Genomic DNA, 14,623 nt, shown 5'->3' with positions numbered 1-14,623 from the left:
AGTGGGAAGAAGTTGAGCGGGAATCCGTCCCAACTTTCTCCACACCGAGGACAAAGCTGTTTTTTTGCATGCCTTTTGGGGCCCCGTGGGGCCTTATGTGTGATTCATCCGGTTCGGCCGGTTACAAGCGGATCATGCCTGCGTACGGTGGTGATAGGTGTTACGGGTGTGCTCCGTGTGGCCCTTCATGACCTCGACCGCACGCCGCTCGTCGCGCGCCGAGATGGCCTCGATCAGCTCCCGGTGCTCGATCCAGGACTGCTTGCCGCGCTGTCTGGCGACCGGTGTGTAGTACCACCGGACGCGGCGGTCCACCTGCGCGGCCAGCTCGGCGAGCACGACATTGCCCGCCAGCTCCATGACCTTGGCGTGGAAGGCCGCGTTGGTGGCGACCGTCAGATCGACGTCGTCGTCCGCCACGGACTGCTCACCCCGGGCACAGAGCGCCTCCAGAGCGGCGATCCCCGCCGTGCCGGAATTGGCCGCGGCCAGCCGGGCGGCCTCCGCCTCCAGGAGCGTACGGACCGAGAGGAGCTGATCCGCCTCCTCCTCCGTCGGCTCATGGACGAAGGCGCCCTGGGCCGGACGCAGATCCACCCAGCCCTCCGTGTTCAGCCGCTGGAGCGCCTCGCGCACCGGCTGCCTGGAGACTCCGAGATGGCCCGCTAGTTCACTCTCGACGAGATGCTGGCCGGGCCGGAGCGCCCTGGTCGTGATCAGTTCGAGCAGGGCTTCGTACACGCGCTCTCTCAGCGGACCGGGCCGTTCGAGCTTGGGTACGGCTCCCTGTGCCAATTTCGCGGACAACATCGCGGGTCCCCCTCATGGCCGGCGGTGTCAATGACGGCAGCGACTCACTTCAAGACATTGGCTATCGTCTACAGTCTACCGAGAACGGCCGGGATTATGGGCAGCGGATGACCTGGCCCGCGTAGGAGAGATTGCCCCCGAAGCCGAAGAGCAGCACCGGAGCACCGGATTCGACCTCTCGGCGCTCCACGAGTTTGGACAGGGCCATGGGGATCGACGCGGCGGACGTATTGCCGGATTCCACGACATCACGGGCGATCACGGCGTTGACCGCGCCGATCTTCTGGGCGACCGGCTCGATGATCCGCAGATTGGCCTGATGGAGCACGACCGCGGCCAGTTCCTCGGGGGTGACCCCGGCCTTCTCGCAGACCTTGCGCGCGATCGGCGGGAGCCGGGTGGTGGCCCAGCGGTAGACCGCCTGGCCCTCCTGGGCGAACCGCGGCGGGGTGCCCTCGATCCGTACGGCGTGCCCCATCTCCGGCACCGAGCCCCAGAGCACCGGGCCGATCCCCGGCTCCTCCTCCGCGCCGGTCGCCACCACCACCGCCGCGCCCGCGCCGTCGCCCACCAGCACACAGGTGGAACGATCCGCCCAGTCCGTGACGGCGGTCATCTTGTCGGCGCCGATGACCAGCACCCGGGCCGCGGAGCCCGCCCGTACGGCGTGGTCGGCCGTGGCCAGGGCATGGGTGAAGCCCGCGCACACGACATTGAGGTCCATCACCGCGGGCGAGCCCATGGAGAGCCGGGCGGCGACCCGGGCGGCCGTGTTCGGCGAGCGGTCGGTCGCGGTGGAGGTGGCGACCAGTACGAGATCGACGTCCGCCGGGGTGAGACCGGCCGCGGCGAGCGCCTTGGCGCCCGCGTGCGCGGCCAGCTCGTCCACCGGCTCGTCCGCTCCCGCCACATGGCGGGTCCTGATCCCGACCCTGCTGCTGATCCACTCATCACTGGTGTCGACCAGCGCCGCCAGATCGTGATTGGTGAGCACTTTGGCGGGCTGATAGTGCCCGAGCGCGGCGATACGAGTGCCGGTCATGCCCGGGACCCCCTCTGCTGTCGACGTCAGGAGTGCTCCAGTCTCCTCAGCGACTCACGAGTAAGGGGACAGGTGAACCAACAGGATTCGCCGTCGCCGCTTGGAGACTCCCGATCATCCGGTGAAGAGCTGCTTGGCCTTGAGGACCAGCTCGTACACACCGTACGCGAGTGGAAGGCCCACCCAAAGCCAGGCGAAGACGATCAGACCGGTACGGCCCGGCGGCACGGCGGCCCCGGTCTCAGGCGTGGTGCCGCTGTTCGACGGTGAGTCCGTCATCTGCTGCCTCCCTCGGGGCGGGGACATGGTGGCGTGGGTGGACGGGCCTGACCAGTTCATTGGCGACGAAGCCGACGACCAGCAGGCCGATCATGATGGTGAAGGAGAGTCCGTAGAGTCCGGAGCCGCTCCTGCCCGCCTCCTCCTGGCTGTCCGCGACCCGGTTGACGATGAGCGGGCCGAGCACGCCCGCGGTGGACCACGCGGTCAGCAGCCGGCCGTGGATGGCGCCGACCTGGTAGGTCCCGAAGAGGTCCTTGAGATAGGCGGGGATGGTCGCGAAGCCGCCCCCGTAGAAGGAGAGGATCACCAGCGCGCAGATCACGAACAGCGGCTTGGAGGAGTCGCCGAACCGGGCGATCAGCAGATACATCACGGCGCCGACGCCGAGATAGACGCGGTAGACGTTCTTGCGGCCGATCAGGTCCGATGTCGACGACCAGCCTATTCGGCCCGCCATGTTGGCGGCCGAGAGCAGGGCCACGAAGCCGGCCGCGGCGGAGACGGAGACCGGTGTGTCCGTCCGCGCGAAGAAGTCCGTGATCATCGGAGCGGCCTTCTCCAGGATGCCGATGCCCGCGGTGACGTTCATGCACAGCACGACCCACAGGCACCAGAACTGCGGGGTACGCACGGCGGAGCGCGCGGACACCTGGGCGGTGGAGATCAGCGCGCCGGCGGGCGGCGGCGCGCCAAGCGCCTCGCGCGGCCGGTCGACCGGGCGGGGCACCCGGACCAGCAGCACGCCCAGCGACATGAACACCGCGTACACCAGACCGTGCACCAGGAAGGCGTACGCGATGCCCCGGGAGTCCGGACCGAACGACTCCAGCATCTGCGCGGACCAGGGCGAGGCGATGAGCGCGCCGCCGCCGAAGCCCATGATGGCGATGCCCGTGGCCATGCCGGGCCGGTCGGGGAACCACTTGATGAGCGTGGAGACCGGCGAGATGTAGCCGATGCCGAGCCCGATACCGCCGACGAAGCCGTAGCCGAGAACGATCAGCCAGTACTGCTCGGTGGCCGCGCCGAGCGCGGCGATCAGAAAGCCGGAGGAGAAACAGCACAGGGCGACGGTCATCGCCCAGCGCGGCCCCTTGCGCTCGACGAGCGTGCCGCCGAACGCGGCCGAGAGGCCGAGCATCACGATGCCGAGCTGGAACGGGAGCGCGCTCGCGGTGCCGGAGAGACCGAGCGCTGATTCGAGTGGGGGTTTGAACACGCTCCAGGCATAGGCCTGGCCGATCGAGAGATGCACCGACAGCGCGGCGGGGGGCACCAGCCAACGGCTCCAGCCGGTGGGCGCGAGTGGTGGGGTCATTCGGCGAACTCTAGAAACCGGACGCCCAGGTTGGGAAGGTCCGGAGACGATCCGCGGCCGAGTTTGCCGACTGCATACCGAACGGGAGCCTTGTCGGCCAGATCTCCATACTGTAGACAATATATCGCCCGTCAGGGCGCGAGCAACAGAGTGTGACCCTTCCCTCGGTCTCCCTCAAACCGAACGGAGAGCCCCACATGAAAGTCGCAGTTGTCGGCGCCGGAGCCATCGGCGCCTATGTCGGAGCGGCCCTCGATCGAGCCGGTGCCGACGTCCATCTCATCGCCCGCGGGCCGCATCTGGCGGCCATGAGAGAGCACGGAGTCCGGGTGCTCAGCCCTCGCGGCGATTTCACCGCGCGGGTGCACGCCACCGACCGGCCCGAGGACATCGGCCCGGTCGACTATGTGTTCCTCGGCCTCAAGGCGAATTCCTATGCGGCGTGCGGGCCGCTGGTGACACCGCTGTTCAAGGAGAACACCGCGGTGATCGCCGCCCAGAACGGCATCCCCTGGTGGTATTTCCACGGACACGGCGGCCCGTACGACGGCCGTCGCGTCGAGAGCGTGGATCCGCTCGGTTCCGTCAGCTCCGTGCTGCCGCCCGAGCGCGCGATCGGATGCGTGGTCTACGCCGCGACGGAACTGGAGGGACCGGGCGTCGTCCGGCATCTCGAAGGAACCCGTTTCTCCATCGGTGAACCGGACCGCACGGTGTCCAAAAGGTGTCTGGAATTCAGCGAGGCCATGTGGACGGGCGGTCTCAAATGCCCCGTCGAGCCCGAGTTGCGCCATGACATCTGGATCAAGCTCCTCGGCAACATCTCCTTCAACCCGATCAGCGCCCTCACCCGGGCGACGATGCGGGAGATGTGCCTGCACGGCAGCACCCGCCAGGTGATCGAGCACATGATGTCCGAGACCCTGGCGGTCGCGGGGGCGCTCGGCTGCCGCCCCGACATCTCGATCGAGAAGCGGCTGGCCGGCGCCGAACGCGTCGGTGACCACCGCACGTCCACACTCCAGGACCTGGAGAAGGGCAAACCGCTGGAGCTGGACGTTCTGCTCTCGGCCGTGGTGGAGCTCGCGGACATCACCGGTGTACCGGTGCCGACGCTCCGCACGGTGGAAGCCATCTCGGATCTGCTGGCCCGCGGCGTGGCCGCCTGACCCTCCCCGCACTACCCGATCTCCACTCGCGATAGGCGGGTACGCGTCAATTCCCTTACAGAGGGTTCCCACGCGTACCCGCCTACTGAATACTGTATGCAATGGGCGCGGCCAGTGTTGGCCCTCACTCATGAGGAGAGCGCGGCGTGAAGAAACGAGACCGAACACCGAAAACGTATGCCCGTATCACCTATCCGATGGTCCGGGACGAAAAAGGCGGCCCTCTGCGCAGGGCGAGCTGGGACGAGGCGCTGGACCGGGCCGCGGCGGGTCTGGGTGCCGCCCGCGGGGCGTTCGGGATGTTCTCGTGCGCACGCGCGACCAACGAGATGAACTATGTGGCGCAGAAGTTCGCGCGCGTGGTCATGGGCACCAACAACGTCGACTCCTGCAACAGGACATGCCATGCGCCCAGCGTGGCCGGTCTTTCCGCGGTCTTCGGATCCGGCGGCGGCACCTCCTCGTACGGCGAGGTCGACCACACCGATCTGATCGTGATGTGGGGCTCCAACGCGCGCTTCGCCCATCCCATCTTCTTCCAGCACGTGCTGCGCGGTATCCGCAACGGCGCGCGTATGTATGCCGTCGATCCCCGCCGTACCTCCACCGCGGAATGGGCCGAGGGCTGGCTCGGACTCAATGTCGGTACGGACATTCCGCTGGCGCACGCGGTCGGCCGCGAGATCATTCACGCCGGGCTGCACAACGTGTCCTTCATCGAGCGCGCGACCACCGGCTTCGAGGAGTACGCCGCCGAGGTCGAGCCGTGGACGCTCACGGTGGCCGAGAAGGTGACGGGCGTACCGGCCGAGGCCATCCGCGAACTGGCCCATGCCTATGCCCGCGCCGAACGGGCCCAGCTCTGCTGGACGCTGGGCATCACCGAGCACCACAACGGCACCGACAACGTCCGGGCCCTGATCAATCTCGCGCTGCTCACCGGCCATGTCGGACGGTACGGCTCCGGTGTGCAGCCGCTGCGCGGCCAGAACAACGTCCAGGGCGGCGGCGACATGGGCGCCATCCCCAACCGGCTGCCCGGCTTCCAGGACATCCTGGAACCCGGGGTACGGCGGAAGTTCGAGACCGCGTGGGACACCGTCATCCAGCCCGGTTACGGGATGACGCTGACGGAGATGTTCGAGGCGATGGAGACCGGCGCCCTCAAGGCCGTCTACTGCATCGGGGAGAATCCCGCGCAGTCCGAGGCGGACAGCGAGCAGGCGGTCGAGCGCATGCGGCGGCTCGACACCCTGGTGGTGCAGGACATCTTCCTCACCAGGACCGCCGAACTCGCCGATGTGGTACTGCCCGCCACCGCCGCCTGGGCCGAGACGGACGGCACCACCACCAACAGCGAGCGCCGTGTGCAGCGCGTACGCAAGGCGGTGCGGCCGCCGGGCGAGGCACGCGAGGACATCGACATCATCTGCGACCTGGCGGGGCGGCTCGGCCACCCGTGGAAGTACGCGGACGCGGAGTCGGTCTGGAACGAGCTGCGTTCGGTCTCCCCCGATCACTACGGGATGACCTACGAGCGGCTGGAGGAGCACCAGGGAATCCAGTGGCCCTGTCCGGACACGGAGAAGCTCGAACCCACCTATCTGCACGGCCGGCTGTGGGAGGCGGATCCCGCCGCGCGCGGCAGGCTCGCGCCGTTCGGCATCGTCAAGCACGACCCTCCGGTCGATCTGACGGACGATCAGTTCCCTATCAGGCTCACCACGGGCCGCCGGCTCGACTCGTACAACACCGGCGTGCAGAGCGGGAGTTTCGCCTCCCCGCTGCGGCGCGGCGAGTATGTGGAGCTGTGCCCGGAGGACGCCGAGCGGTACGGGGTGTCGGTCGGCGAGGAGGTACGGATCAGCTCGCGGCGGGGCGTGGTGCAGGCACCGGTCTGGATCGATCCCGGGCTGCGGCCGGGACTGGCCTTCATGACCATGCACTTCCCGGACGAGGTGGACACCAACCAGCTCACCATCGAGGCCAACTGCCCGATCGCGGGCACCGCCGAGTTCAAGGCGTCGGCGATCCGGATCGAGAAGCTGCCCGTGACGACCGCGTCCCTGCCCGCGTGAGGAGCTGAGCACCAGTGGATCTGCACTTCGGTGACAGCGAGCCGACCGACGAGGAACGGGCGGCGGTCGACGCGCTGCTCGGCCCTCCCGCCTCGGCGTGGGAAGGCGCGGACGACCGTACGGACACGGATCTGCGCTGGGCACGCGGCGGCCGTGAGGCACGCGAACGGCGCGACCTGCTGTTGCCGGGGCTGCACGCGGTCAACGACCGCATCGGCTGGATCAGCGAGGGCGCGCTGGACTATCTCTGCCGGCGGCTGACCGTGCCGCCGGCGGAGGCGTACGGTGTCGCCACGTTCTACGCGATGTTCGCGGTCAAGCCGCGCCCGGCGAAGGTGCTGCACGTCTGTACCGACGTGGCCTGCGCGGCCCACGGCTCCACGGCGCTCCGCGCGGCGCTGGAGGACCGCCTCGGCGCGGCCGGCTCCGCCGGGGGCGGAGTCCTCTGGCAGCCGAGTCCCTGTCTCGGTCTCTGTGAACGCGCCCCGGCGGCGCTGGTCGTCCAGGCCGGCGTCCCGTCCGGGGCCACCGCGGCCACTGTGAACGCCGGCTCCGCGCGGGACGGCGCGGAGCCGGCACCCCCCCTCGCCGGTGCCCGCCCGGCCTGGCCCGCCGGGGCCGATCCGGCGGGACCGGTGCACGGCGGCGCCCGGCCGGTGAGCAGGGGCCGATCCGACGGCACGGTCACGGGCCCGGAGCCGCGGGAGACGCCCGCGCGGCGGTACGCCACGGCCGTCGTCGCGCCCGCGACCGCCGAGGCGCTCGTTCTCGCCGCGGCCGAGCCCGGGGCGGCGCCCGCCGAACCGGCCGCCGCCATGGCCGTACCGCAGGCCGGGCAGCCCGGGCTGACGCTGCTCGCACGGATCGGCGCGGTCGATCCGTACAGCCTCGACGACTACCGCGCGCACGGCGGCTACACGGCGCTGCGGCGGGCCTTCGAGCTCGGGCCCGCCGGAGTCATCCGGGAGGTCACCGACGCCGGTCTGGTGGGCCGCGGCGGCGCGGCCTTCCCCACCGGGCGCAAGTGGCAGGCCACCGCCTCCCAGCCGGCCCGTCCGCACTATCTGGTCTGCAACGCCGACGAGTCCGAGCCCGGCACCTTCAAGGACCGGGTGGTCATGGAGGGCGATCCGTACTCGCTGGTCGAGGCGATGACCATCGCCGGGTACGCGGTCGGCGCGCGGCGCGGCTTCCTCTATCTGCGCGGCGAGTATCCGCGCGCCCTGCGGCTCCTCCAGCACGCGATCGACCAGGCGCGCGCCCGCGGCCTGCTCGGGGACGACGTCCTCGGCCAGGGGTACGCCTTCGACATCGAGATCCGGCGCGGCGCCGGGGCGTACATCTGCGGCGAGGAGACCGCGCTGTTCAACTCGATCGAGGGCTATCGCGGCGAGCCGCGCTCCAAGCCCCCGTTCCCGGTGGAGAAGGGCCTGTTCGGCAGGCCCACCGCCGAGAACAACGTCGAGACACTGATCAATGTGCTGCCCATCCTGACCGGCGGCGCGCAGGCGTACGCGGCGATCGGGACCGGCCAGTCCACCGGCCCCAAGCTCTTCTGCGTCTCGGGCACCGTGGAGCGGCCCGGCATCTACGAGCTGCCCTTCGGTGCCACGCTCGGCGAGCTGCTCGAACTGGCCGGCCCGTCGCCCACCATGCGGGCGATCCTGCTCGGCGGCGCGGCGGGCGGTTTCGTACGGCCGGACGAGCTGGACATCCCGCTCACCTTCGAGGGCACCCGGGCCGCGGGCACCACGCTGGGCTCCGGGGTGGTGCTGGTGCTGGACGACACGGTCGAACTGCCCAGGATCCTGCTGCGCATCGCCGAGTTCTTCCGTGACGAGTCCTGCGGTCAGTGTGTCCCCTGCCGGGTCGGCACGGTCCGCCAGGAGGAGGCGCTGCACCGGATCGTGGACCGTACCGGTGCCGCGGCGGCCGACGACATCGCGCTGCTGCGCGAGGTCGGGCAGGCCATGAAGGACGCCTCCATCTGCGGTCTGGGACAGACCGCGTGGAGTGCCGTCGAGTCCGCCATCGACCGTCTGGGGGCCTACAAGTGACCGCGATCCCGCTCCAGCTTCCGCGCCGGCTCGTCGAGTTCACCCTCGACGGCCAGGAGACACGGGTGCCCGAGGGCTCCACGATCCTGGACGCGTGCCGGGCGGCGGGCAAGGACATCCCGACGCTCTGCGAGGGCGACACACTGACGCCGAAGAACGCCTGCCGGGTCTGTGTCGTGGAGGTCGAGGGCGCGCGCGTGCTCGCTCCGGCCTGCTCGCGCAAGGCCGAGGCCGGTATGACGGTCAGCACGGACAGTCCGCGTGCCCGGCACAGCCGTAAGATCGTCCTCGAACTCCTCGCCTCCTCGACGGACCTCTCGACCACACCCAGGGCCGCAGAGTGGATCAAGGAGTACAAGGCGAGGCCGGACCGCTTCGGCCCGGACGCGGCCCGGCTCGACGAGGAGCCCAAGGTCGACAACGATCTGTACGTCCGTGACTACGACAAGTGCATCCAGTGCTATAAGTGTGTGGACGCATGCGGTGAACAGTGGCAGAACTCCTTCGCGATCTCTGTGGCGGGCCGGGGCTTCGACGCCCGTATCTCCACCGAGCACGACACTCCGCTCACCGACTCCGCGTGTGTCTACTGCGGCAACTGCATCGAGGTGTGTCCGACCGGAGCGCTCAGCTTCAAGTCGGAGTTCGACATGCGGGAAGCCGGGACATGGAACGAGTCGGCGCAGACCGAGACCACCACGATCTGCGCGTACTGCGGCGTCGGATGCAATCTGACACTGCACGTACAGGAGAATGAGATCGTCAAGGTCACCTCTCCGCACGACAACCCCGTGACGCACGGCAACCTCTGTATCAAGGGCCGCTTCGGCTACCAGCACGTACAGCAGCGCTGAACGCCTGACGAGTAGGACTGATCACCATGGGACGGGTCACCGAACGCCGTCGCACCATCCGTATCAGGGACGGAGCCGTCACGGCCCGCCCCGACACCCTGGTGGCCGAGGAGCCGCTGGAAATCCGGCTGAACGGCAAACCGCTCGCCATCACCATGCGCACCCCGGGTGACGACTTCGCACTCGCGGCGGGCTTCCTGGTGAGCGAGGGCGTCCTCGCGGGCGCCGCCGATCTGCGCTCCATCGTGTACTGCGCCGGAGCCAAGGCCGACGGATCCAACACCTACAACGTGGTCGACGTCCAGCTCGCTCCCGGTGTCCCGGTCCCGGACATCACACTGGAGCGCAACGTCTACACGACCTCCTCGTGCGGACTGTGCGGAAAGGCCAGCCTGGACGCGGTACGGACCACGGCGCGCTTCCCGATCGGTGACGATCCGCGGGTCCGGGTGGAGCCGGAGTTGCTCGCCGAACTCCCCGACCGGCTGCGGGCGGCACAGCAGGTCTTCGACCGGACCGGAGGGCTGCACGCGGCGGCCCTGTTCTCGGAGACCGGCGAGATGCTGGACATCCGGGAGGACGTGGGCCGGCACAACGCGGTCGACAAGCTGGTCGGCCGGGCACTGCGGCAGGATCTGCTGCCGCTCTCCCGGGCGATCCTGCTGGTGTCGGGCCGTGCTTCCTTCGAGCTGGCGCAGAAAGCCGTGATGGCGGGAATTCCGGTGCTGGCGGCGGTATCCGCGCCGTCGTCGCTCGCCGTCGATCTCGCGGCCGAGACCGGGCTGACCCTGGTCGGCTTTCTGCGCGGCTCGTCCATGAACGTGTACGCGGGCGATGAGCGTATCGCCCTGCACACCGGGGTGTGACTCTCCCCGCTGCACGGGACAAGGGCCTGGCCGGCGGGGAGCGCCCCCTGCGCCGGCCGGGTCTGTTCCCGGTTTTTTGAGGGCTCGGTTCGCCTCCTGGGCGCCCGTTCTTCTTTGAGGGCTCGGTTCGCCTCCGGGCGCTCTGTGCCCCTGCCGACGGTCGACCGTGCTCGGCCCTTCGTTCCTCAGGGCCTCCGCCCGCGCGGCGGAGCCGCATGTCGAGCACAGCCTCCCTTTCGACAGCGGCGCGCCCTTCGGCTCACTCGCCGGCGGCCGTGCGCGGCCGGAACGCGGCCCGCTGAGGTGTCCACCGGCGCCTGACGCCCCCGTCTGGCTCCCGTAGGTACAGACCAGGGCCTCCTGCGAGGGCTTACCCGTGTCGGAGACGTATCGGTGACGTACGGATTCGGTGCAGACCCCACCCGCTCCCGCCGACTCCGTGGTCAGATGTCGGCCCCGCTAAGGAGCAGGTCATTGCGCGAGTTCACCCTTCCTCCTCTGCCGGCCGCCCCCCACGTCGGCGGGCTCGCGGATGCCGTCTTCGAGCACGCGCTCGACGATCCCGGTCATGTCGTGCTCGGCCGCAAGGACGAGGAGGGGCGCTGGCGGGACATCACCTCCGCCGTGTTCCGTGACGAGGTGCTCCGGCTGGCCAAAGGGCTGCTCGCGCACGGCGTACGGTTCGGCGACCGCGTCGCGATCATGTCCCGTACCCGCTACGAGTGGACGCTCTTCGACTTCGCGCTCTGGTCCGTCGGCGCCCAGCCCGTACCCGTCTATCCCACCTCCTCCGCAGAGCAGGTCCACTGGATGCTCCAGGACGCCGATGTCTCGGCCTGTGTGGTGGAGCACGAGGACCATGCCATGACCGTCGGTTCGGTGATCGACCGGCTGCCGCGGCTGGAACGGCTCTGGCAGCTCGACGCCGGCGCGCTGGCGGAGCTGTTCGCGGCGGGCGCCGGTCTCGACGACGAGGTGGTGCACCGGCACCGCAGGGCGGTGACGCCGGACTCCGTGGCCACGGTGATCTACACCTCGGGCACCACCGGCCGTCCCAAGGGATGTGTGATCACCCACGCCAACCTCATGTTCGAGGCGGACACGGTGCTCGGCCGCTGGGAGCCGGTCTTCCACACCAGGTCGGGCGACGAGGCGTCGACGCTGCTCTTCCTCCCGCTCTCCCATGTCTTCGGGCGGATGATCGAGATCGCGGCGATCCGCGGCCGGGTGAAGCTGGGCCATCAGCCCGCGCTCCAGGCGAGCGCGCTGCTGCCCGATCTGGCGGCGTTCCGGCCGTCGTTCGTCCTGGCCGTGCCGTACATCTTCGAGAAGGTCTACGCGGCGGCGCGCCGCAGGGCGCAGACCGAGGGCAGGGCGGGCGCGTTCGACAAGTCAGTGGAGGTGGCGGTCCGTTACGCGGAGGCGCTGGAGCGGCGGGCCTTCGGCTCCGGTCCCGGCCCCTCCGCGGCGCTGCGCGTGCGGCACCAGTTCTTCGACAAGGCCGTCTACGGCAAGGTCCGCGAGGCGATGGGCGGCCGGGTGCGCCACGCCATGTCCGGCGGTTCCGCGATGGACCGGCGGCTCGGGCTCTTCTTCGCGGGTGCCGGCATCACCGTCTACGAGGGGTACGGACTCACCGAGTCGAGTGCGGCTGCCACGGCCAATCCGCCCGAGCGCACCCGTTACGGCACGGTGGGACAGCCGATCCCGGGCACGTCGGTGCGTATCGCCCGGGACGGCGAGGTGTGGCTGCGCGGGGGCCAGATCTTCTCCGGCTATCTGGGCGACCGGGAGGCGACCGACGCCGTGCTGCGGGACGGCTGGCTCGCCACCGGTGATCTGGGCTCGCTCGACGAGGACGGTTATCTCACCATCACCGGGCGGAAGAAGGAGATCCTGGTGACCTCGGGCGGCAAGAGCGTGTCGCCCGGGGCCCTGGAGGAACGGGTCCGGGCGCATCCGCTGGTCGGCCAGTGCATCGTGGTCGGCGATGACCGCCCGTATGTCGCGGCGCTGGTCACCGTGGACCGGGAGGCCGTGGACCACTGGCTCTCCGTCCAGGGCAAACCGCCCCTGGAGCCGGCCGGGTTGGTCAGGGACCCGGAGCTGGAGGCGGAGATCAGACGCGCGGTGGTGGCCGCGAACACCGCGGTGTCCCAGGCCGAGTCGATCCGTACGTTCCGGATCCTGGCGGAGCCCTTCACCGAGGAGCACGGGCTGCTCACGCCCTCGCTGAAGCTCAAGCGGAAGGCGATCCAGACCGCGTACGCCGCCGAGATCGACGCGCTCTACCGCTGAGCAGGACAGGGATCCGTCCGTGCCTAGGGCGCCGTCGTGGCGCCCGCGCGGTATTCCTGCGGGCTGACGCCCCGTACGCGTTTGAAGGCGGCGCTGAGCGCGAACGAGCCGCTGTAGCCCACCTTCCTGGCCACCGACTCGACCGTCGCGTCCGTCCCGCGCAGCAGATCGGCGGCGAGCGCGAGCCGCCAGCCGGTGAGATACGCCATCGGCGGCTCCCCGACGAGTTCGGTGAAGCGGCGCGCGAGTCCGGCCCGGGAGACCCCGCACGCGGTGGCCAGGGTGGCGACCGTCCAGGGACGGGCGGGCTCGTTCTGGAGCAGGCGCAGGGCGTTGCCGACCGCCGGATCGGCCATGGCGCGGTACCAGCCGGGAGCCTCCGCGTCCGGCCGTGAGAACCACGCTCTGAGGACGGCTATCAGTATCAGGTCCAGCACCCGGTCGAGGACCACGCCCTGACCGGGCTCGTCCCGCGAGATCTCCTCGTCCAGGACCGGCATCAGCGGGCCGTTCCAGGCGCCGGCGGAGAGCTGGAGCAGCGAGGGCAGGGCGTCCAGCAGCCGTCTGCTGACCTCGCCGTCCATCTGGTACGTGCCGATCAGCACGGTCGTACCGCCGTCCGGGGCGTTCCCCCAGGTCCGTACGCCCAGATGCATGGACTGGGCGAGCGGCTCGCCCTCCAGGGTGTGGCAGACACCGCCGGGGCCGATCAGCGCGCGCGGCGCGGTCAGGGGGCTGTCCGCGGTCAGATACGGCTCGGGGCCACGGGCGATCGCCACATCACCGGGGCGCAGCAGCACCGGCTCCCCGCCGCCGTCCGGGACGATCCACGCCTCGCCGCGGGTGACGCACATCAGACAGAGCGGGGCGTGGTCCTCGATGCGCACCGACCACGGCGGTTCCATCACCATGCGCAGCAGAAAAGCCCCCCGGGCCCGAGGTCCGTCCAGGAGTCCGGCGAGTACGTCCATGGTCACCAGCGTAAATGCACCGGGCAGGCAACTCGTCGCCGCACCGATCAGTTCGCGCCGTGTGCCGGGGCAATCTCCTCGACCCGCCGTGCGAGGGCGAAGTCCTTCACCGTGACGGCACCGCCCGCGTCATGGGTGTGGACGGCGAGAGCGACGGTGCGGTAACCGAGCGTCAGATCGGAGTGATGGTTCAACTCCTCCTGAATCCGGGCGACATGGACGACCATCGCGGTCGCCGCGAAGTGGCCGCCGAGACGGTAGGTACGGGTGAGGCGGCTGTCGGTCAGGGACCAGCCGGGAAGGTCTCGCAGCCGTGCCTCGATCTCCTGCGCGGACAGCGGTTCGGTGGCCATGGGCGGAGCTCCTTGCGGGAACACGGGCGGACACGGGAGGCGACGCGGCCGACGATACGTCGGGCACGGGGCATCGGGTGGGACCCCGCCGGGGCACGGCGCGGGCGGGATGTCAGACCCATGGTCGAGACTTGATGGTCCGACAGATCCATGAGGAGGAATCCGGTATGACCGCCACCACGTCCAGTACGCCCGGCACGACCGGTACGCCGGGCAAGCCCGGCACGGCGAGCGAGTGCGCCGCGGCCCAGGCCTATCTGCGGCTCATGGCGGCCGTCCGGGCGGTGCTGGACGATCCGCTTCAGGCCGCGCTCGCCGCGCCGCTGCTGGCGGCTCCTCTCGCCGAGGCGGACGCGGCCCTGACCGCGGCCGGGCTGGCGGGCAACGAGCGGGACTTCCTGCATCTGGTCGCCACCCAGGCGCTGGGCCCGGCGCCCGGCGGCGGGGAGGCGGAGGACCGGTGAGCGGGCACCCCGGCGCCCCGGGAGCCACCGGGGCGGGATGTCCGCCGGGGGCGGGATGTCC

Annotated in this window: 13 protein-coding genes; 7 read left to right on the top strand and 6 right to left on the bottom strand. The window is 70.1% G+C overall.

Features of this window, described 5'->3' with window-relative positions; genetic code table 11:
* Positions 1-132: 132 nt before the first annotated feature.
* The 4 genes from BFF77_RS13460 to BFF77_RS13450 form a co-directional block, all read right to left on the bottom strand.
* A complete protein-coding gene (locus tag BFF77_RS13460; protein WP_066948340.1) occupies positions 133-810 on the bottom strand; it encodes a GntR family transcriptional regulator in 678 nt (225 codons plus the stop codon).
* A gap of 94 nt (positions 811-904) precedes the next feature.
* On the bottom strand, positions 905-1,852 hold the full coding sequence (locus BFF77_RS13455) for a beta-ketoacyl-ACP synthase III (protein ID WP_066948337.1): 948 nt from the start codon (positions 1,850-1,852) through the stop codon (positions 905-907).
* A 114-nt stretch (positions 1,853-1,966) separates the two neighbouring features.
* Positions 1,967-2,131 (bottom strand): MFS transporter small subunit, encoded by a 165-nt coding sequence (locus tag BFF77_RS35600; RefSeq protein ID WP_169922663.1) that lies wholly within the window; start codon positions 2,129-2,131, stop codon positions 1,967-1,969.
* Positions 2,094-3,452, bottom strand: coding sequence for an OFA family MFS transporter (locus BFF77_RS13450; RefSeq protein WP_066948336.1), 1,359 nt, complete (start codon positions 3,450-3,452; stop codon positions 2,094-2,096). Before BFF77_RS13450 ends, BFF77_RS35600 begins: the two co-directional genes overlap by 38 nt.
* A 197-nt stretch (positions 3,453-3,649) precedes the next feature.
* On the opposite strand from BFF77_RS13450, the gene BFF77_RS13445 reads away from it, so the two are divergent.
* From BFF77_RS13445 to BFF77_RS13420, 6 genes are all read left to right on the top strand, one after another.
* Positions 3,650-4,621, top strand: a complete 972-nt coding sequence (locus BFF77_RS13445; RefSeq protein WP_066948333.1) for a 2-dehydropantoate 2-reductase — start codon at positions 3,650-3,652, stop codon at positions 4,619-4,621.
* A gap of 146 nt (positions 4,622-4,767) precedes the next feature.
* Positions 4,768-6,699 carry a molybdopterin oxidoreductase family protein gene (locus BFF77_RS13440; RefSeq protein ID WP_066948331.1) on the top strand — a complete coding sequence of 644 codons (1,932 nt, stop codon included), beginning with the start codon at positions 4,768-4,770 and terminating at the stop codon, positions 6,697-6,699.
* 14 nt (positions 6,700-6,713) lie between these two features.
* Entirely contained in the window at positions 6,714-8,756 is a 2,043-nt protein-coding gene (locus BFF77_RS13435; protein ID WP_066948328.1) for an NAD(P)H-dependent oxidoreductase subunit E, read from the top strand.
* Positions 8,753-9,610: a 2Fe-2S iron-sulfur cluster-binding protein gene (locus BFF77_RS13430; RefSeq protein WP_066948325.1), complete on the top strand. Its 858-nt coding sequence runs from the start codon at positions 8,753-8,755 to the stop codon at positions 9,608-9,610. Before BFF77_RS13435 ends, BFF77_RS13430 begins: the two co-directional genes overlap by 4 nt.
* A 26-nt stretch (positions 9,611-9,636) precedes the next feature.
* On the top strand, positions 9,637-10,476 hold the full coding sequence (gene fdhD / locus BFF77_RS13425) for a formate dehydrogenase accessory sulfurtransferase FdhD (protein ID WP_066948322.1): 840 nt from the start codon (positions 9,637-9,639) through the stop codon (positions 10,474-10,476).
* Positions 10,477-10,950: 474 nt separating this feature from the next.
* Positions 10,951-12,774 carry an AMP-dependent synthetase/ligase gene (locus tag BFF77_RS13420; protein WP_066948319.1) on the top strand — a complete coding sequence of 608 codons (1,824 nt, stop codon included), beginning with the start codon at positions 10,951-10,953 and terminating at the stop codon, positions 12,772-12,774.
* A gap of 23 nt (positions 12,775-12,797) precedes the next feature.
* Here the strand turns inward: BFF77_RS13420 and BFF77_RS13415 are convergent, their stop codons facing one another.
* Positions 12,798-13,745, bottom strand: coding sequence for an AraC family transcriptional regulator (locus BFF77_RS13415; protein ID WP_066948413.1), 948 nt, complete (start codon positions 13,743-13,745; stop codon positions 12,798-12,800).
* Positions 13,746-13,792: 47 nt separating this feature from the next.
* The gene (locus BFF77_RS13410; protein WP_066948316.1) at positions 13,793-14,098 is read right to left on the bottom strand and encodes a 4a-hydroxytetrahydrobiopterin dehydratase; all 306 of its coding nucleotides are present in this window, start codon (positions 14,096-14,098) and stop codon (positions 13,793-13,795) included.
* Between the two features lie 167 nt (positions 14,099-14,265).
* Here BFF77_RS13410 and BFF77_RS13405 point away from each other — a divergent pair, with 167 nt between their 5' ends.
* Positions 14,266-14,562: a hypothetical protein gene (locus tag BFF77_RS13405; protein WP_245703404.1), complete on the top strand. Its 297-nt coding sequence runs from the start codon at positions 14,266-14,268 to the stop codon at positions 14,560-14,562.
* The last annotated feature ends 61 nt before the right edge of the window (positions 14,563-14,623 follow it).

Source organism: Streptomyces lushanensis (genome assembly GCF_001700515.1).
Classification (GTDB): domain Bacteria; phylum Actinomycetota; class Actinomycetes; order Streptomycetales; family Streptomycetaceae; genus Streptomyces; species Streptomyces lushanensis.
The sequence above is the reverse complement of the archived record's forward strand: the minus strand, read 5'-3'. Positions and strand labels throughout refer to the sequence as shown.

Excerpts from the sequence above, each read along its gene's own strand:
- BFF77_RS13410 (WP_066948316.1), bottom strand. The coding sequence starts at position 14,098 with ATGGCCACCGAACCGCTGTCCGCGCAGGAGATCGAGGCACGGCTGCGA.
- BFF77_RS35600 (WP_169922663.1), bottom strand. The coding sequence starts at position 2,131 with ATGACGGACTCACCGTCGAACAGCGGCACCACGCCTGAGACCGGGGCC.
- BFF77_RS13450 (WP_066948336.1), bottom strand. The coding sequence starts at position 3,452 with ATGACCCCACCACTCGCGCCCACCGGCTGGAGCCGTTGGCTGGTGCCC.
- BFF77_RS13455 (WP_066948337.1), bottom strand. The coding sequence starts at position 1,852 with ATGACCGGCACTCGTATCGCCGCGCTCGGGCACTATCAGCCCGCCAAA.
- BFF77_RS13460 (WP_066948340.1), bottom strand. The coding sequence starts at position 810 with ATGTTGTCCGCGAAATTGGCACAGGGAGCCGTACCCAAGCTCGAACGG.
- BFF77_RS13415 (WP_066948413.1), bottom strand. The coding sequence starts at position 13,745 with ATGGACGTACTCGCCGGACTCCTGGACGGACCTCGGGCCCGGGGGGCT.
- fdhD (WP_066948322.1), top strand. The coding sequence starts at position 9,637 with ATGGGACGGGTCACCGAACGCCGTCGCACCATCCGTATCAGGGACGGA.
- BFF77_RS13445 (WP_066948333.1), top strand. The coding sequence starts at position 3,650 with ATGAAAGTCGCAGTTGTCGGCGCCGGAGCCATCGGCGCCTATGTCGGA.
- BFF77_RS13405 (WP_245703404.1), top strand. The coding sequence starts at position 14,266 with ATGACCGCCACCACGTCCAGTACGCCCGGCACGACCGGTACGCCGGGC.